Source organism: Streptomyces sp. GL_141 (assembly GCF_057834385.1).
Map to the genome: position 1 here is coordinate 3,148,843 of NZ_CM174402.1, position 14,646 is coordinate 3,163,488.

A 14,646-nucleotide genomic window follows, 5' to 3' on the forward strand; every position below is an offset into this window, starting at 1 on the left:
CTCAGGGGTCGGAGCCGGTCACACCCCCGGCCACTCCGGCTTCCGCTTCTCGTTGAACGCCGCCACGCCCTCGGCCCGGTCCCCCGAGAAGGCCACCGTCCGCCACGCCGCGTCCTCGATCTCCAGCCCGGCCGTCAGGTCCATGCCGTGCCCGAGCCGCAGCGCCCGCTTGGCGGCCCGCAGCCCGACCGGGGAGTTCGCCGCCATCGCCGCGGCCATCGCCAGGGCGGCCTCGCGGTCCGTCCCGGCCGGCACCACCGAGTCCACCAGCCCCAGGCCCAGCGCCTCCACGGCCTCGACCCGACGCGCGGTGAAGATCAGCTCCGCGGCCCGCGCCGCCCCCACGCGCCTCGGCAGCAGCTGCGTACCGCCGCCGCCCGGGATCACCCCGACCGACACCTCGGGCAGCCCGACGACGGCCGTCTCGTCGGCCACGATGACGTCGCACGCGAGGGCCAGCTCGAAGCCGCCGCCCAGCGCGAACCCGTGCACCGCCGCGATCACCGGCATCGGAAGCTCCAGGACACCGCCGTACGCGCCCCGCGTGGTCGGCCGCTGCCGCAGCAGCTCCGCATCCGAGAAGGAGTTCCGCTCCTTGAGGTCCGCGCCCACGCAGAACGCCCGCTCGGCGGTCGAGGAGAGCACGACGACCCGTACCGACGGGTCCGCACCCAGCTCCGCGCACGCGGCGCCGATCCCCCGCGCCATCTCGGTCGACACGGCGTTCATCGCCTTGGGCCGGTCGAGCACCAGCTCGGCGACTCCGCCCTCATGTCTGCGTGTAGCGACGAATGCCGAAGACTCGGACACAGGGACCCTCCCGGTTAACGAACGTTATCCGGGGATCTTAGGCGTCCGGCGCGTCAGCGACCAGGGCTCCACCACACCGAGGCCGCGGACCGGCCGCTGGAACATCGGCTGGAGCGCGAAGCGGTAGGTGCCGCCGCCCTCCTCGTTCTCCGCTTCCTTCTCCGAGACCGGCGCCGCGCCCGTGCGGCCCAGTTCCTCGGCCATCGCGCCGTCCACCAGGACCGCGTCCTTCGGCGCTATCGACGTCAGCCGCGAGGCCAGGTTCACCGTGGTCCCGAAGACGTCGCCCATCCGGGTGGTCACCGTCCCGAAGGCGATGCCCACGCGCAGCTCCGGCATCTGCGGATCGGCTTCCATCGTCTCGATCAGCCGCAGCGCGATCTCCGCCGCCGTCGCCGCGTCGTCGGCGCAGTACAGCACCTCGTCGCCCAGCGTCTTGATCAGCCGGCCGCCGTGCGCCGCCACCAGGTCCGCCGAGGTCGTCTCGAAGGACTCGACCAGCTCGCCGAGCTCCTCCTCCTCCAGCCGCCGCGTCAGGCGCGTGAAGCCCACCAGGTCGGCGAAGCCCACCGCGAGGCGCCGGTCGACCATCTCCTCGTCGTCCGCCACCTGCACGACCCGCCCGGTCGCGGCCGCCAGCTGGCGCCGCCACACGTAGACGAGGAACTCCTCCAGCTCCGGCAGCAACAGCTCGACCAGCGGGTACGTGACCTCCGTACGGGTCATCCCCGGCTCCGGCGGCTCCGTCAGGCCCTCCAGGAAGGAGTCGATCTGCCACTCCGCCAGCCGGGCCGTGGTCTGCCCCGTGGACCGCGCCACCTGGACCGCCATCGGCTCGCTCAGCAGCCCTGCCTCGACGAGGCCGGCGAGCCGGCGCAGCGCCAGCACGTCGGCCTCCGTCAGGGCCCTGGCCTGCCCGATGTCCGCGAAGCCCATGGCCCGCCAGAAGCGGGAGGCCAGCTCCATCGAGACCCCGGCGCTACGGGCCGCCTGGAAGGGGGTGTACCGGCGCTCCGCGCCCAGGATCAGCTGCTCCAGGCGGATGGCGAGCGGGTCGGCCGTCGGCTGGGCCGTGTGGTCGACCTCGTGGTGGGGAGTGTGCTGCTCGCGCCCGATCGGGGTCGCGTGGACTCCGGAACCGCCCGAGCCACCGGAGCCGCCGGCACCGCCCGTCGCCGTTCCGGGGGCGGGCGCGCTGGACTGAGGGTCGTCGACGGTCAAGGGCCGCCTCCTGTCCATTCCGTGCGCACTGCCGAACCGGGTGATCACCGCGAGGACCGGGATCGCCTAAACCATACGGCAGGTGTGCCGTAGCTCACTCCCCTACTCCGTCACCCGGGGCGGTCCCCCCGCGGGCTACCGCACGGACCGCAGATGGACGACGTCCCCTGCCCCCACGGCCTCGTGCTTGTCCTCGGCCGTCCGTACGACGAGCCGCCCGTCGGTGTCCACCGCTTCGGCCGTCCCGGTGAGCGTGCGCCCGCCCGGCAGCTCGGCGCGCACGTGCTTGCCGAGGGTCGCGCAGCCCGCCGCGTACGTCTCCTGCAGACCGCTGGCCGCCGGGTCGCCGCCGGCCTCCCGCCAGTTCCCGTACCACTGCTCCAGGGAGCGCAGTACGGCCTTGAGCAGCGGGTCCCGGTCGGTGACGGTGGCCTTGGCCAGCGCCAGCGACCCGGCGGTGTCCACCGGCAGCTCGGCGTCGGTCAGCGTCACGTTGAGCCCGATCCCGAGGACGACCCCGTCGCCCACGCGCTCGGCGAGGATCCCGCCGGTCTTGCGCTCCTCCCCGTCCACGGTGACCAGCAGGTCGTTGGGCCACTTGAGGGCGGTGTCCACGCCCGCGGCGCGCGAGAGCCCGGTGGCGGTGGCCACCCCGGCCAGCAGCGTCAGCCAGCCCCACCGCTCCTGCGGCACGGCGGGCCCGGGCTTCAGGAGTACGGAGAAGAACAGTCCTGACCGCGCGGGCGCGACCCAGCTCCGGTCGAGCCGGCCCCGTCCGGCGGTCTGCTCCTCGGCGACGAGCACGGCCCCCTCGGGCAGCTTCGCGGCCCGCGCGGCGAGATCGCTGTTGGTGGACCCGGTGGAGCCCACCACCTCCAGCGAACTCCACAGCCCCTCGCCGGTCACGAGGGCCCGCTGCAACCCGGCAACGTTCAAGGGCGGCCGGTCCAGACTCGACCAACGGCCCGCGGAAGCTCCGTTCGAAGCCCCGCCTGATGCATCTGATGGCGTCATGCAACCCAGATTAGGTGTGTCAAACGCCGCACCGCCGAGCGCCATGCCCGCCGATACGCTACGCACCAGTAGCTAGTAAAAACCAAGTAAGTCACCAGGCAGTTGACACCACGCAGGGAGCCGCGACCCCGATGTCACAACCGTCAGAGCCGATCGACATGCACACCACCGCGGGGAAGATCGCGGATCTGCAGCGCCGCGTCGAGGAAGCCACACACGCCGGGTCAGGGCGGGCGGTGGAGAAGCAGCACGCCAAGGGCAAGCTGACGGCGCGTGAGCGGGTGGCCCTGCTGCTGGACGAGGGGTCCTTCGTCGAGCTGGACGAGTTCGCCCGGCACCGGTCGACGAACTTCGGGCTGGAGAAGACCCGCCCGTACGGCGACGGCGTCGTCACCGGCTACGGGACCGTCGACGGGCGGCCCGTCGCCCTGTTCTCGCAGGACTTCACCGTCTTCGGCGGAGCCCTCGGCGAGGTCTACGGCCAGAAGATCATGAAGGTGATGGACTTCGCGCTGAAGACCGGCTGCCCGCTGATCGGCATCAACGACTCCGGCGGCGCCCGCATCCAGGAGGGCGTCAGCGCGCTCGGCATGTACGGCGAGATCTTCCGCCGCAACGTCCACGCCTCCGGTGTGATCCCGCAGATCAGCCTCGTCGTCGGCCCGTGCGCCGGCGGGGCCGTGTACTCCCCCGCGATCACCGACTTCACGGTCATGGTCGACCAGACCTCGCACATGTTCATCACCGGCCCGGACGTCATCAAGACCGTCACCGGCGAGGACGTCGGCTTCGAGGAGCTGGGCGGGGCGCGCACGCACAACAGCACGTCCGGCGTCGCGCACCACATGGCGGGTGACGAGAAGGACGCCATCGAGTACGTGAAGTCGCTGCTCTCCTACCTCCCGTCGAACAACCTCTCCGAGCCCCCGGCCTTCCCCGAGGAAGCCGACACCGAGGTCTCCGACAGCGACCGCGAGCTCGACGTGCTGATCCCGGACAGCGCGAACCAGCCGTACGACATGCACAAGGTGATCGAGCACGTGCTCGACGACGCGGAGTTCCTGGAGACCCAGTCGCTCTTCGCGCCGAACATCCTCACCGGCTTCGGCCGCGTCGAGGGGCACCCGGTCGGGGTCGTCGCCAACCAGCCGATGCAGTTCGCCGGCTGCCTGGACATCGACGCCTCCGAGAAGGCGGCCCGGTTCGTCCGGACCTGCGACGCCTTCAACATCCCGGTGCTGACCTTCGTCGACGTACCGGGCTTCCTGCCGGGCACCGACCAGGAGTACAACGGAATCATCCGGCGCGGCGCCAAGCTGATCTACGCCTACGCCGAGGCGACCGTCCCCCTGATCACCGTCATCACCCGCAAGGCCTTCGGCGGGGCCTACGACGTGATGGGCTCCAAGCACCTGGGAGCCGACCTCAACCTCGCCTGGCCGACGGCCCAGATCGCCGTCATGGGCGCGCAGGGCGCGGTCAACATCCTGCACCGCCGGGCGATCGCCGAAGCGGAGGAGGCCGGCACCGCCGAGGAGACCCGGGCGCGGCTCATCACCGAGTACGAGGACGCGCTGCTGAACCCGTACACGGCCGCCGAGCGCGGCTACGTCGACGCGGTGACCATGCCGTCCGAGACCCGGGCGCACGTGGTGAAGGGGCTGCGGCAGCTGCGCACCAAGCGCGAGTCCCTGCCCCCGAAGAAGCACGGCAACATCCCCCTCTAGGACGCTTAGGACGCTAGGAGGCAGTCCCGTGGTGATCAAGGTCGTCAAGGGGAACCCGACCCCGGAGGAGCTGGCCGCCGCACTGGCGGTGGTCCGAGCGCGCGCGGCGGCCCTCGCGTCGGCGCCGTCGGGCGCGGAGCGCGTGACCGACGCGTGGGCGGCGCCGGGCCGGGTGGCCCGGCGGACCCTGCCGCGCCCTGGGCCGGGCGCGTGGGGCCGTACGTACTGGCCCGCGTAGAGCGGTTCCGGACGTGGTTCCGGATGTAGTCCGGATGTAGGCGCAGATGAAGATGGCGTGAACTGCCCGTGGCGCCTGAGTACCCGTACTCAGGCGCCACGGGAGTGCTCGGGGCCAGGATCGGAGCATGCTCTGGTCAGACCCGAAGAACGAGCCGCCGAAGGACATGCGCGATGCCGCGGCGATGGTCCGGCGGATGACGGTGATCGTCGTCATCGCGATGGTCGTCGTGGTGTACGTACTGGGCGTGGGCGGTTTCTGAGCCCTCGCCGGGCCACGGGCCGGCCGCCCCTACGATGGCGGGCATGACTGCTGCCCCCCGCCACGCCCTCGTCCTCGCCTCCGCTTCGCCCGCCCGGCTGAACCTGCTGCGGCAGGCCGGGCTCGCCCCGCACGTGATCGTCAGCGGCTTCGACGAGGACGCCCTCACCGCCGACTCCCCCGCCGAGCTGGCGCTCGCGCTGGCCGAGGCCAAGGCGGCCGTCGTGGCGGCCCTGGACGAGGCCGCGGGCGCCCTGGTGATCGGCTGCGACTCCGTGCTGGAGCTGGACGGCGAGGCGCTGGGCAAGCCGGCGGACGCCGAGGAGGCCACGGCCCGCTGGAAGTCGATGCGCGGGCGCGCCGGGGTGCTGCGCACCGGGCACTGCGTGATCGACACGGCGAGCGGCGCGAAGGTTTCGGCCACGGCGTCGACGACGGTCCGCTTCGGCGAGCCGACGGACGCGGAGGTGGCGGCGTACGTGGCGAGCGGGGAACCCCTGCACGTGGCGGGGGCGTTCACCCTGGACGGGCTGTCGGCCCCGTTCATCGAGGGCATCGACGGGGATCACGGCAACGTGATCGGGATCTCCATGCCGCTGCTGCGCTCGCTGCTGGCCGAACTGGGCGTGTCGATCACGGACTTGTGGGCTTGACGTCTCCGAGCTTCCCGAAGTCCCCGAAGTCCGCGAGCGGGTGACCCGGCGGCGTGTCCCGGAGCTCCGGCCGGCCGTCGGGGTCGCCGCCGGGGGCGCCGAAGCCGTCCTCGGACCCGCCGAAGCCCCCCAGGGGCCCGCTGGAGCCCCCCGCGGGGTCTCCGGGGCCCTCGCCGGCCCCGCTCGCGCCCTTGGCCGCGTAGAGCGTCAGGCTCAGCACCAGCAGGCAGAGGATCAGCATCATCACCGCGAAGGCGCCCCAGCCCACCAGGCCGACGACGAGGGCGCCGAGCACTCCGTGGGTGACGGCGGCGCTGACGAGGAGCACGCGCGCGAAGGAGCCCGGGGCCCGGTCGCGGACCGCGGCGACGACGAGGAACACCGCGCAGGCCAGCAGGAAGGCGGCCATGCCCGCGCCCAGCGCATAGGTTGCCTTGGACATGACATCCGGATCGGTGCCCGCGATGGACATCGACTGGTTCTCGGTGGTCCGGCCCAGGACGAGGTGGACGAAGCCGAGCACCGCCGCCTCCACGACGAGCACGACCGCGGTCGCTCCGGCCACGGATCTCCGCAGCACCACGCCACCCACGCCACCCACACCAGCCACGACGCCCCCACCCCGCATGCACAAGCCCGTTCGACGCCTGGAGGCTACTAACGGGTAAACCTCCGGACAAGGGGCCGGGGCCGCTTCGTTACGCTCGGGCTGCCACGGGGCGACACCCCGGCGACGACACGGTGCCGGCACCGCGCCCGCGCCGCGCCCGCGCAAGGAATGCGTGGGCCGTTCGTAGGGATTCGACAAAGAATCACCCCGGGCGGCTGACCCGGGGAACAGAGACCCCGGACACACGGCAGGGTTACTGTGCAGTCGGGGATCCCCCTGACATGGGGCGCCACAAGGGTTTTATCGACCCGGGGTCGACTCGGATCACAGTCCGTGTGGGCAAGGTCACCACCGGGGAAGGGTCGAAAGGCCGTGTGGGCTGTCCCTAAACTCAGCTTGTTTCAAGGAGGGAGCCATCGTGCGCAAGGTGCTCATCGCCAACCGTGGCGAAATCGCAGTCCGCGTTGCTCGGGCCTGCCGGGATGCCGGGATCGCGAGCGTAGCCGTCTACGCCGACCCGGACCGGGACGCTCTGCACGTCCGCGCGGCCGACGAAGCTTTCGCGTTGGGCGGTGACACCCCGGCCGCGAGCTACTTGGACATCTCCAAGATCCTGCAGGCCGCAGCCGATTCCGGTGCGGACGCCATCCATCCCGGATACGGCTTCCTTTCCGAGAACGCCGAATTCGCGCAGGCCGTCATCGACGCGGGCCTGATCTGGATCGGCCCGCCGCCGCAGGCCATCCGCGACCTCGGTGACAAGGTCGCCGCCCGCCACATCGCGCTGCGCGCCGGCGCACCGCTGGTCGCCGGCACGCCGGACCCGGTCTCCGGGTCGGACGAGGTCGTCGCCTTCGCCAAGGAGCACGGCCTGCCCATCGCGATCAAGGCCGCCTTCGGTGGCGGCGGTCGCGGTCTGAAGGTCGCCCGGAACCTCGAAGAGGTCCCGGAGCTCTACGACTCCGCCGTGCGCGAGGCCGTCGCCGCCTTCGGCCGCGGCGAGTGCTTCGTCGAGCAGTACCTCGACAAGCCGCGTCACGTGGAGACCCAGTGCCTGGCCGACTCCCACGGCAACGTGGTCGTCGTCTCCACCCGTGACTGCTCGCTGCAGCGCCGCCACCAGAAGCTGGTGGAGGAGGCCCCGGCGCCGTTCCTGACCGAGGCCCAGAACGCCGAGCTGTACGCGGCGTCGAAGGCGATCCTGAAGGAGGCCGGCTACGTCGGCGCCGGCACGGTCGAGTTCCTGGTCTCCGCCGACGGCCTGATCTCCTTCCTGGAGGTCAACACCCGCCTGCAGGTCGAGCACCCGGTCACCGAAGAGGTCACCGGCATCGACCTGGTCCGCGAGATGTTCCGCATCGCGGACGGCGAGGAGCTCGGCTACGGGGACCCGGTCCTGCGCGGCCACTCCTTCGAGTTCCGCATCAACGGCGAGGACCCGGGCCGCGGCTTCCTGCCGGCTCCGGGCACCGTCACCAAGTTCGCCGCCCCGTCCGGCCCGGGCGTCCGCCTCGACGCGGGCGTCGAGTCCGGCTCGGTCATCGGCCCGGCCTGGGACTCCCTGCTCGCCAAGCTCATCGTTACGGGTGCCACGCGCGAGCAGGCCCTGCAGCGGGCGGCGCGCGCGCTGGCCGAGTTCGAGGTGGAGGGCATGGCCACGGCCATCCCGTTCCACCGCGCGGTCGTCGTCGACCCCGCCTTCACGGCCGACCCGTTCACGATCCACACCCGCTGGATCGAGACCGAGTTCGTCAACGAGATCCCGGCGTTCGTGGTCCCCGCCGCGGAGGACTCCGAGGACGAGCCGGGCCGCGAGACCGTGGTCGTCGAGGTCGGCGGCAAGCGCCTGGAGGTCTCCCTCCCGTCCTCGCTGGGCATGACCCTGGCCCGTACGGCGGCCGCGGGCGGCGCGAAGCCCAAGCGCCGCGCGGCCAAGAAGTCCGGCCCGGCCGCTTCCGGCGACACCCTGGCCTCGCCCATGCAGGGCACGATCGTGAAGGTCGCGGTCGAGGAGGGCCAGCAGGTCAACGAGGGCGACCTGATCGTCGTCCTCGAGGCCATGAAGATGGAACAGCCGCTGAACGCGCACCGCTCGGGCACGATCGTGGGCCTGGCGGCAGAGGTCGGCGCCTCGCTCACCTCCGGCGCGGCGATCTGCGAGATCAAGGACTGACGTCCTCGGACACCGAAACGGCCGGCGGGGCTGGATGGATCCAGCCCCGCCGGCCGTTTTCGTACCGCCGGACGTTATCGGCGCCTCATATCCGCGACCCGCGCCCGCTCGCCCGCCTGCTGCTCGTGCAACGGCGTCCCCGCGCTGCGGAGCTGGGCCGTCGGCCCGCCCCGCCTCTGCACGGGCAGCGGGGACTCCCGGCGCGGGCGGCGCCCGGCCATCCCCTCTCCGGACCCGCCGCCGGAGGCACCCGCTCCGGCCACGGTGATCTGTACGCCCTGGTCCGCCAGCGCCTGCAGCTCCGTACCGGCCCGGTCGTCGTGCGGGGGCGGCTCGTCCGTCACCAGCCGGGTGATCACATCGGTCGGCACGGTCTGGAACATGGTGTCCGTCCCGAGCTTCGTGTGGTCGGCCAGGACCACCACCTCCGCCGCGGCCTGGACCAGCGCCCGGTCCACGCTCGCGGAGAGCATGTTGGACGTGGACAGCCCGCGCTCGGCGGTGAGACCGCTGCCGGACAGGAAGGCCCGCGAGACCCGCAGCCCCTGGAGGGACTGCTCGGCACCGCTGCCGACCAGCGCGTAGTTGGAACCCCGCAGGGTTCCGCCCGTCATCACCACTTCCACCCGGTTCGCATGGGCCAGGGCCTGTGCGACGAGCAGCGAGTTGGTGACGACGGTGAGTCCGGGCACCCGGGCGAGCCGGCGGGCCAGCTCCTGGGTGGTGGTGCCGGCGCCGACGACCACGGCCTCGCCTTCTTCGACGAGTCCGGCCGCGACATCGGCGATGGCGGTCTTCTCCGCCGTCGCGAGATGGGACTTTTGCGGAAAGCCGGATTCACGCGTGAAACCGCCCGGCAGTACCGCACCGCCGTGCCGGCGGTCGAGGAGTCCTTCTGCCTCCAGTGCCCGCACGTCCCGCCGTACGGTCACTTCGGAGGTCTGGACGACGCGGGCGAGCTCCCGGAGCGATACCGCTCCGTTGGCCCGCACCATTTCGAGGATCAATTGGCGACGTTCTGCAGCGAACACGAAACTGACAGTAACCCCAACGACCATCTGCTTTCAGCTCTTTGCGCCGGAATTCCGAAGTTGTCCATACCGTAGGGCAACTAGTGGTATACGCGGTCGGCCCGCCGCGCACATGCTCCGCGGCGGGCCGACCACCCACTCCAAAGCCCTTGCGCACAAGGGCCGTTATCGGTACTTACGCCTCGCCCGAAGCCTTCCGCGTGTGCAGCTGGCGGGCAACTTCGGCGATCGAACCGGACAACGAGGGGTACACGGTGAACGCGTTTGCGATCTGCTCGACCGTCAGGTTGTTGTCGACGGCGATCGAGATCGGGTGGATGAGCTCGCTCGCGCGCGGGGAGACGACCACGCCGCCCACGACGATCCCGGTGCCCGGCCGGCAGAACAGCTTCACGAAGCCGTCCCGGATGCCCTGCATCTTGGCGCGCGGGTTGCGCAGCAGCGGGAGCTTCACACAGCGGGCGTCGATCTTGCCGGCGTCCACGTCGGCCTGGGTGTAGCCGACGGTGGCGATCTCGGGGTCGGTGAAGACGTTCGAGGAGACCGTCTTCAGGTTCAGCGGGGCCACCGCGTCGCCGAGGAAGTGGTACATCGCGATGCGCCCCTGCATGGCGGCCACCGACGCGAGCGCGAAGATGCCGGTCACGTCGCCGGCCGCGTACACGCCGGGCGAGGAGGTGCGGGAGACCTTGTCGGTCCAGATGTGACCGGACTCCTTGAGCTTGACCCCGGACTCCTCCAGGTTCATGTTGCTCGTGTTCGGGATCGCGCCGACCGCCATCAGGCAGTGCGTCCCGCTGATGACCCGGCCGTCGGAGAGGGTGACCTCGACCCGGTCGCCCACCCGCTTGGCGGACTCGGCGCGGGAGCGGCCGATGACGTTCATGCCGCGGCGCCGGAAGACGTCCTCCAGCACGGCGGCGGCGTCCGGGTCCTCGCCGGGGAGCACGCGGTCACGGGAGGACACGAGGGTCACCCGGGAGCCGAGGGCCTGGTACGCGCCGGCGAACTCGGCGCCGGTCACGCCGGAGCCGACCACGATGAGCTCCTCGGGGAGCTCTTCGAGGTCGTAGACCTGGGTCCAGTTCAGGATCCGCTCGCCGTCGGGCATGGCGTCGGGGATCTCGCGGGGGTGTCCGCCGGTCGCGATGAGCACGGCGTCGGCGGTGAGGATCGTCTCGGAGCCGTCGGCCGCGGTGACGATGACGTCCCGCGTGCCGTCGATGCCCTGCGGGCCGCCGAGCTTGGCGCGGCCCCGTACGACCCGGGCGCCGGCCCGGGTGACGGAGGCGGTGATGTCGTGGGACTGGGCGAGCGCCAGGCGCTTGACGCGCCGGTTCACCTTGCCGAGGTCCACGCCGACGACGCGCGCGGCCTGCTCGATGTGCGGGGTGTCGTCCGCGACGACGATGCCGAGCTCCTCGTACGACGAGTCGAAGGTCGTCATGACCTCGGCGGTCGCGATGAGAGTCTTGGAGGGCACGCAGTCGGTGAGCACCGACGCGCCGCCCAGACCGTCGCAGTCCACGACGGTCACCTCCGCGCCGAGCTGGGCCCCTACGAGGGCCGCCTCATACCCGCCGGGTCCGCCGCCGATGATCACGATCCGGGTCACGAAAACTCCGCCTCACGTCTACCCGGCCGGCTGCCGCCCCGGCCGGGGCTTCCGGGGGGTCTCCCCGGGGGATGCATTCCGTACGTCATTGTCCCGCACGCATCAAGGTGCTTCACGCCCGGTCCCACCATCCGGGACGCGGGCGCCGTACGCGGCCGGGAGCGCTGCCGGGGCCGCCCCTCCCGTACCCTCGACCTCATGTCGCTCTACGCCGCGTACGCCGGCAACCTCGACCCGCGGCTGATGACGCGCCGCGCTCCGCATTCGCCGCTGCGCGGCACGGGCTGGATCAACGACTGGCGGCTGACCTTCGGCGGCGAGCAGATGGGCTGGGAGGGCGCGCTGGCGACGATCGTCGAAGCGCCGCGCCACCAGGTCTTCGTCGCTCTGTACGACGTGGCCCCGCTCGACGAGGACTCCATGGACCGGTGGGAGGGCGTCGGGCTCGACATCTACCGCCGCATGCGGGTGCGCGTGCACACGCTGGACGGCGAGGAAGCGGCCTGGGTGTACGTCCTCAACGGCTACGAGGGCGGGCTGCCCTCGGCCCGCTACCTGGGCGAACTGGCCGACGCGGCCGAATCCGCGGGCGCCCCGCACGACTACGTGATGGAACTGCGCAAGCGCCCCTGCTGAGCCCGGGCCACAGGACAATTCGTCGGAAACGACAAGGCAACGATCCGAACACCGTGAGCTGCGCCATCTACGCGCGTAGGCGAAGAGCGGCTACGCTCTTCCGCGTGAACGCATCTGTTACCGACCCCTTCGCCGCCGCCGACGCCGCCGCCGCCCGCCTGCGCGAGCTGACCGGCGCCGAGACCCACGATGTCGCCCTCGTGATGGGCTCCGGCTGGGCCCCCGCCGCGGAGGCGCTCGGCGCGCCCGAGGCCGAGTTCCCGGTCACCGAGCTGCCCGGCTTCCCGCCCCCCGCCGTCGAGGGCCACGGCGGCAAGATCCGCTCGTACAAGATCGGCGACAAGCGCGCGCTGCTCTTCCTCGGCCGGACCCACTACTACGAGGGCCGCGGCGTCGCCGCCGTCGCCCACGGCGTGCGCACCGCCGTCGCCGCCGGCTGCAAGACCATCGTCCTGACCAACGGCTGCGGCGGCCTGCGCGAGGGCATGAAGCCCGGCCAGCCGGTCCTGATCAGCGACCACCTCAACCTCACGGCCACCTCGCCGATCGTCGGCGCGAACTTCGTGGACCTGACCGACCTGTACTCGCCGCGCCTGCGCGCGATGTGCAAGGAGATCGACGAGACCCTCGAAGAGGGCGTCTACGTGCAGTTCCCCGGCCCGCACTACGAGACCCCGGCCGAGATCAACATGATCCGCGTCATGGGCGCCGACCTGGTCGGCATGTCCACCGTGCTGGAGGCCATCGCCGCCCGCGAGGCCGGCGCCGAGGTGCTCGGCATCTCCCTGGTCACCAACCTGGCGGCGGGCCTCTCCGGCGAGCCGCTGAACCACGAAGAGGTGCTCCAGGCCGGCCGCGACTCGGCCTCGCGCATGGGCAAGCTGCTGACCCAGGTCCTCGCCCGGATCTGACCGGGCGACCCGACCTACGACGAGAGGTAGTGCAGGACGTGCAGGACGTGCAGGACGATCTGATCGCGCGGGCCCGGGCCTGGCTGGCCGAGGACCCGGACCCGGAGACGGCCGACGAGCTCGCGAAGCTCATCGAGGCCGGTGACACGACCGAGCTCGCGGACCGCTTCTCCGGCATGCTGCAGTTCGGCACCGCCGGACTCCGCGGCGAGCTGGGCGCGGGCCCGATGCGGATGAACCGCAACGTGGTCATCCGGGCCGCGGCGGGCCTCGCGGCCTACCTCAAGGCCCAGGGCCACGCCGGCGGCCTGGTCGTCGTCGGTTACGACGCCCGCTACAAGTCGGCCGACTTCGCCCGCGACACCGCCGCGGTGATGATCGGCGCCGGTCTGCGCGCCGCCGTCCTGCCCCGTCCGCTGCCGACGCCCGTCCTCGCGTACGCCATAAGGCACCTGGGCGCCGTCGCCGGCGTCGAGGTGACCGCGAGCCACAACCCGCCCCGGGACAACGGCTACAAGGTCTACCTCGGCGACGGTTCGCAGATCGTCTCCCCGGCCGACGCGGAGATCGCCGCGCAGATCGACGCGATCGCCGCGCTGGCCGACGTACCGCGGGCCGAAGACGGCTGGCAGGACCTCGGCGACGAGGTCCTGGAGGCCTACCTGGAGCGGACGGACGCCGTCCTGACCCCCGGGTCCCCGCGCGGTGTGCGGACCGTCTACACGGCCATGCACGGCGTCGGCAAGGACGTGGTCCTGGCCGCCTTCGCCCGCGCCGGCTTCCCGGCCCCCGTCCTGGTGGCCGAGCAGGCGGAGCCGGACCCGGCCTTCCCGACGGTGGCCTTCCCCAACCCGGAGGAGCCGGGCGCGATGGACCTGTCCTTCGCCACGGCCGCCCGGGTGAACCCGGACATCGTCATCGCCAACGACCCGGACGCCGACCGCTGCGCCGTGGCCGTCCCGGACGCGGCCTCCGCCTCCGGCTGGCGGATGCTGCGCGGCGACGAGGTCGGCGCGCTGCTCGCCGCCCACCTGGTGCACAAGGGGGCGCAGGGCGTCTTCGCCGAGTCCATCGTCTCCTCCTCCCTCCTCGGGCGGATCGCGGAGGCCGCGGGCGTCGGCTACGAGGAGACCCTGACCGGCTTCAAGTGGATCTCCCGCGTCGAGGGCCTGCGCTACGGGTACGAAGAGGCGCTCGGCTACTGCGTGGACCCCGAGGGCGTCCGCGACAAGGACGGCGTCACGGCCGCCCTGCTCGTCGCGGAACTGGCCTCGGAGCTCAAGGAGCAGGGCCGGACCCTGACCGACCTGCTGGACGACCTGGCCATGGAGCACGGTCTGCACGCCACCGACCAGCTGTCGGTCCGCGTGGAGGACCTGTCGGTCATCGCCTCGGCGATGGCGGCGCTGCGCGCGGAGCCCCCGGCCTCGCTGGCGGGCCTGCGGGTCACCTCGGCGGAGGACCTGAACCAGGGCACGGCCACCCTCCCGCCCACGGACGGGCTGCGCTACTACCTGGAGGGCGACTACAAGGCCCGGGTGATCGTCCGCCCGTCCGGCACGGAGCCCAAGCTGAAGTGCTACCTGGAGGTCGTGGTCCCGGTGGCGGAAGCCTCGGACCTGCTCCCGGCCCGTGCCCGCGGCCAGGAAGTCCTCGACGCGATCAAGAAGGACCTCGCGGCGGCGGCCGGCATTTAGCCGCTGCTTCCCGACGCGGTCACGGCGAAGGCCCCCGAGCTCCTGCTCG

At 72.0% G+C, this 14,646-nt stretch carries 14 protein-coding genes; 8 read left to right on the plus strand and 6 right to left on the minus strand.

Features of this window, described 5'->3' with window-relative positions; all coding sequences use genetic code 11:
* Positions 1-18 precede the first annotated feature (18 nt).
* The 3 genes from AC3IX6_RS13350 to AC3IX6_RS13360 form a co-directional block, all read right to left on the minus strand.
* Positions 19-810, minus strand: coding sequence for an enoyl-CoA hydratase/isomerase family protein (locus AC3IX6_RS13350; RefSeq protein ID WP_489370340.1), 792 nt, complete (start codon positions 808-810; stop codon positions 19-21).
* Positions 811-834: 24 nt separating this feature from the next.
* Positions 835-2,031, minus strand: coding sequence for an adenylate/guanylate cyclase domain-containing protein (locus tag AC3IX6_RS13355; protein WP_489370341.1), 1,197 nt, complete (start codon positions 2,029-2,031; stop codon positions 835-837).
* A gap of 135 nt (positions 2,032-2,166) precedes the next feature.
* The gene (locus tag AC3IX6_RS13360) at positions 2,167-3,045 is read right to left on the minus strand and encodes a biotin--[acetyl-CoA-carboxylase] ligase (RefSeq protein ID WP_489370342.1); all 879 of its coding nucleotides are present in this window, start codon (positions 3,043-3,045) and stop codon (positions 2,167-2,169) included.
* A gap of 131 nt (positions 3,046-3,176) precedes the next feature.
* On the opposite strand from AC3IX6_RS13360, the gene AC3IX6_RS13365 reads away from it, so the two are divergent.
* From AC3IX6_RS13365 to AC3IX6_RS13380, 4 genes are all read left to right on the plus strand, one after another.
* The gene (locus AC3IX6_RS13365) at positions 3,177-4,772 is read left to right on the plus strand and encodes an acyl-CoA carboxylase subunit beta (protein WP_450908879.1); all 1,596 of its coding nucleotides are present in this window, start codon (positions 3,177-3,179) and stop codon (positions 4,770-4,772) included.
* 28 nt (positions 4,773-4,800) lie between these two features.
* Positions 4,801-5,010 carry an acyl-CoA carboxylase epsilon subunit gene (locus AC3IX6_RS13370; protein ID WP_250746263.1) on the plus strand — a complete coding sequence of 70 codons (210 nt, stop codon included), beginning with the start codon at positions 4,801-4,803 and terminating at the stop codon, positions 5,008-5,010.
* A gap of 127 nt (positions 5,011-5,137) precedes the next feature.
* Entirely contained in the window at positions 5,138-5,272 is a 135-nt protein-coding gene (gene mmpB / locus AC3IX6_RS13375; RefSeq protein WP_279346700.1) for a morphogenic membrane protein MmpB, read from the plus strand.
* Between the two features lie 43 nt (positions 5,273-5,315).
* Positions 5,316-5,924, plus strand: a complete 609-nt coding sequence (locus AC3IX6_RS13380) for a Maf family protein (RefSeq protein ID WP_489370343.1) — start codon at positions 5,316-5,318, stop codon at positions 5,922-5,924.
* On the opposite strand, the gene AC3IX6_RS13385 is transcribed toward AC3IX6_RS13380, so the two are convergent.
* Positions 5,905-6,489 carry a hypothetical protein gene (locus AC3IX6_RS13385; RefSeq protein WP_489370344.1) on the minus strand — a complete coding sequence of 195 codons (585 nt, stop codon included), beginning with the start codon at positions 6,487-6,489 and terminating at the stop codon, positions 5,905-5,907. The two genes, AC3IX6_RS13380 and AC3IX6_RS13385, sit on opposite strands and share 20 nt — an antisense overlap.
* Before the next feature lie 463 nt (positions 6,490-6,952).
* On the opposite strand from AC3IX6_RS13385, the gene AC3IX6_RS13390 reads away from it, so the two are divergent.
* Positions 6,953-8,707 (plus strand): acetyl/propionyl/methylcrotonyl-CoA carboxylase subunit alpha, encoded by a 1,755-nt coding sequence (locus tag AC3IX6_RS13390; RefSeq protein ID WP_489370345.1) that lies wholly within the window; start codon positions 6,953-6,955, stop codon positions 8,705-8,707.
* Between the two features lie 74 nt (positions 8,708-8,781).
* Here the strand turns inward: AC3IX6_RS13390 and AC3IX6_RS13395 are convergent, their stop codons facing one another.
* Together AC3IX6_RS13395 and AC3IX6_RS13400 are read right to left on the minus strand one after the other, a co-directional pair.
* A complete protein-coding gene (locus AC3IX6_RS13395; RefSeq protein ID WP_489370346.1) occupies positions 8,782-9,738 on the minus strand; it encodes a DeoR/GlpR family DNA-binding transcription regulator in 957 nt (318 codons plus the stop codon).
* Between the two features lie 175 nt (positions 9,739-9,913).
* A complete protein-coding gene (locus AC3IX6_RS13400) occupies positions 9,914-11,353 on the minus strand; it encodes an NAD(P)H-quinone dehydrogenase (RefSeq protein ID WP_489370347.1) in 1,440 nt (479 codons plus the stop codon).
* A 198-nt stretch (positions 11,354-11,551) separates the two neighbouring features.
* Between AC3IX6_RS13400 and AC3IX6_RS13405 the strand changes: the two genes are divergently transcribed.
* The 3 genes from AC3IX6_RS13405 (at position 11,552) to AC3IX6_RS13415 (ending at position 14,597) form a co-directional block, all read left to right on the plus strand.
* Positions 11,552-11,989 (plus strand): gamma-glutamylcyclotransferase family protein, encoded by a 438-nt coding sequence (locus tag AC3IX6_RS13405; RefSeq protein ID WP_112449900.1) that lies wholly within the window; start codon positions 11,552-11,554, stop codon positions 11,987-11,989.
* A gap of 104 nt (positions 11,990-12,093) precedes the next feature.
* Positions 12,094-12,900 carry a purine-nucleoside phosphorylase gene (locus tag AC3IX6_RS13410; protein WP_383954215.1) on the plus strand — a complete coding sequence of 269 codons (807 nt, stop codon included), beginning with the start codon at positions 12,094-12,096 and terminating at the stop codon, positions 12,898-12,900.
* 47 nt (positions 12,901-12,947) lie between these two features.
* Positions 12,948-14,597, plus strand: coding sequence for a phospho-sugar mutase (locus tag AC3IX6_RS13415; RefSeq protein WP_489371435.1), 1,650 nt, complete (start codon positions 12,948-12,950; stop codon positions 14,595-14,597).
* Positions 14,598-14,646 lie beyond the last annotated feature (49 nt).

What these genes read in the sequence shown, in the direction of transcription:
- AC3IX6_RS13365 (WP_450908879.1), top strand. Translation starts at nt 3,177, where the DNA reads ATGTCACAACCGTCAGAGCCGATCGACATGCACACCACCGCGGGGAAG.
- AC3IX6_RS13360 (WP_489370342.1), bottom strand. Translation starts at nt 3,045, where the DNA reads ATGACGCCATCAGATGCATCAGGCGGGGCTTCGAACGGAGCTTCCGCG.
- AC3IX6_RS13380 (WP_489370343.1), top strand. Translation starts at nt 5,316, where the DNA reads ATGACTGCTGCCCCCCGCCACGCCCTCGTCCTCGCCTCCGCTTCGCCC.
- mmpB (WP_279346700.1), top strand. Translation starts at nt 5,138, where the DNA reads ATGCTCTGGTCAGACCCGAAGAACGAGCCGCCGAAGGACATGCGCGAT.
- AC3IX6_RS13405 (WP_112449900.1), top strand. Translation starts at nt 11,552, where the DNA reads ATGTCGCTCTACGCCGCGTACGCCGGCAACCTCGACCCGCGGCTGATG.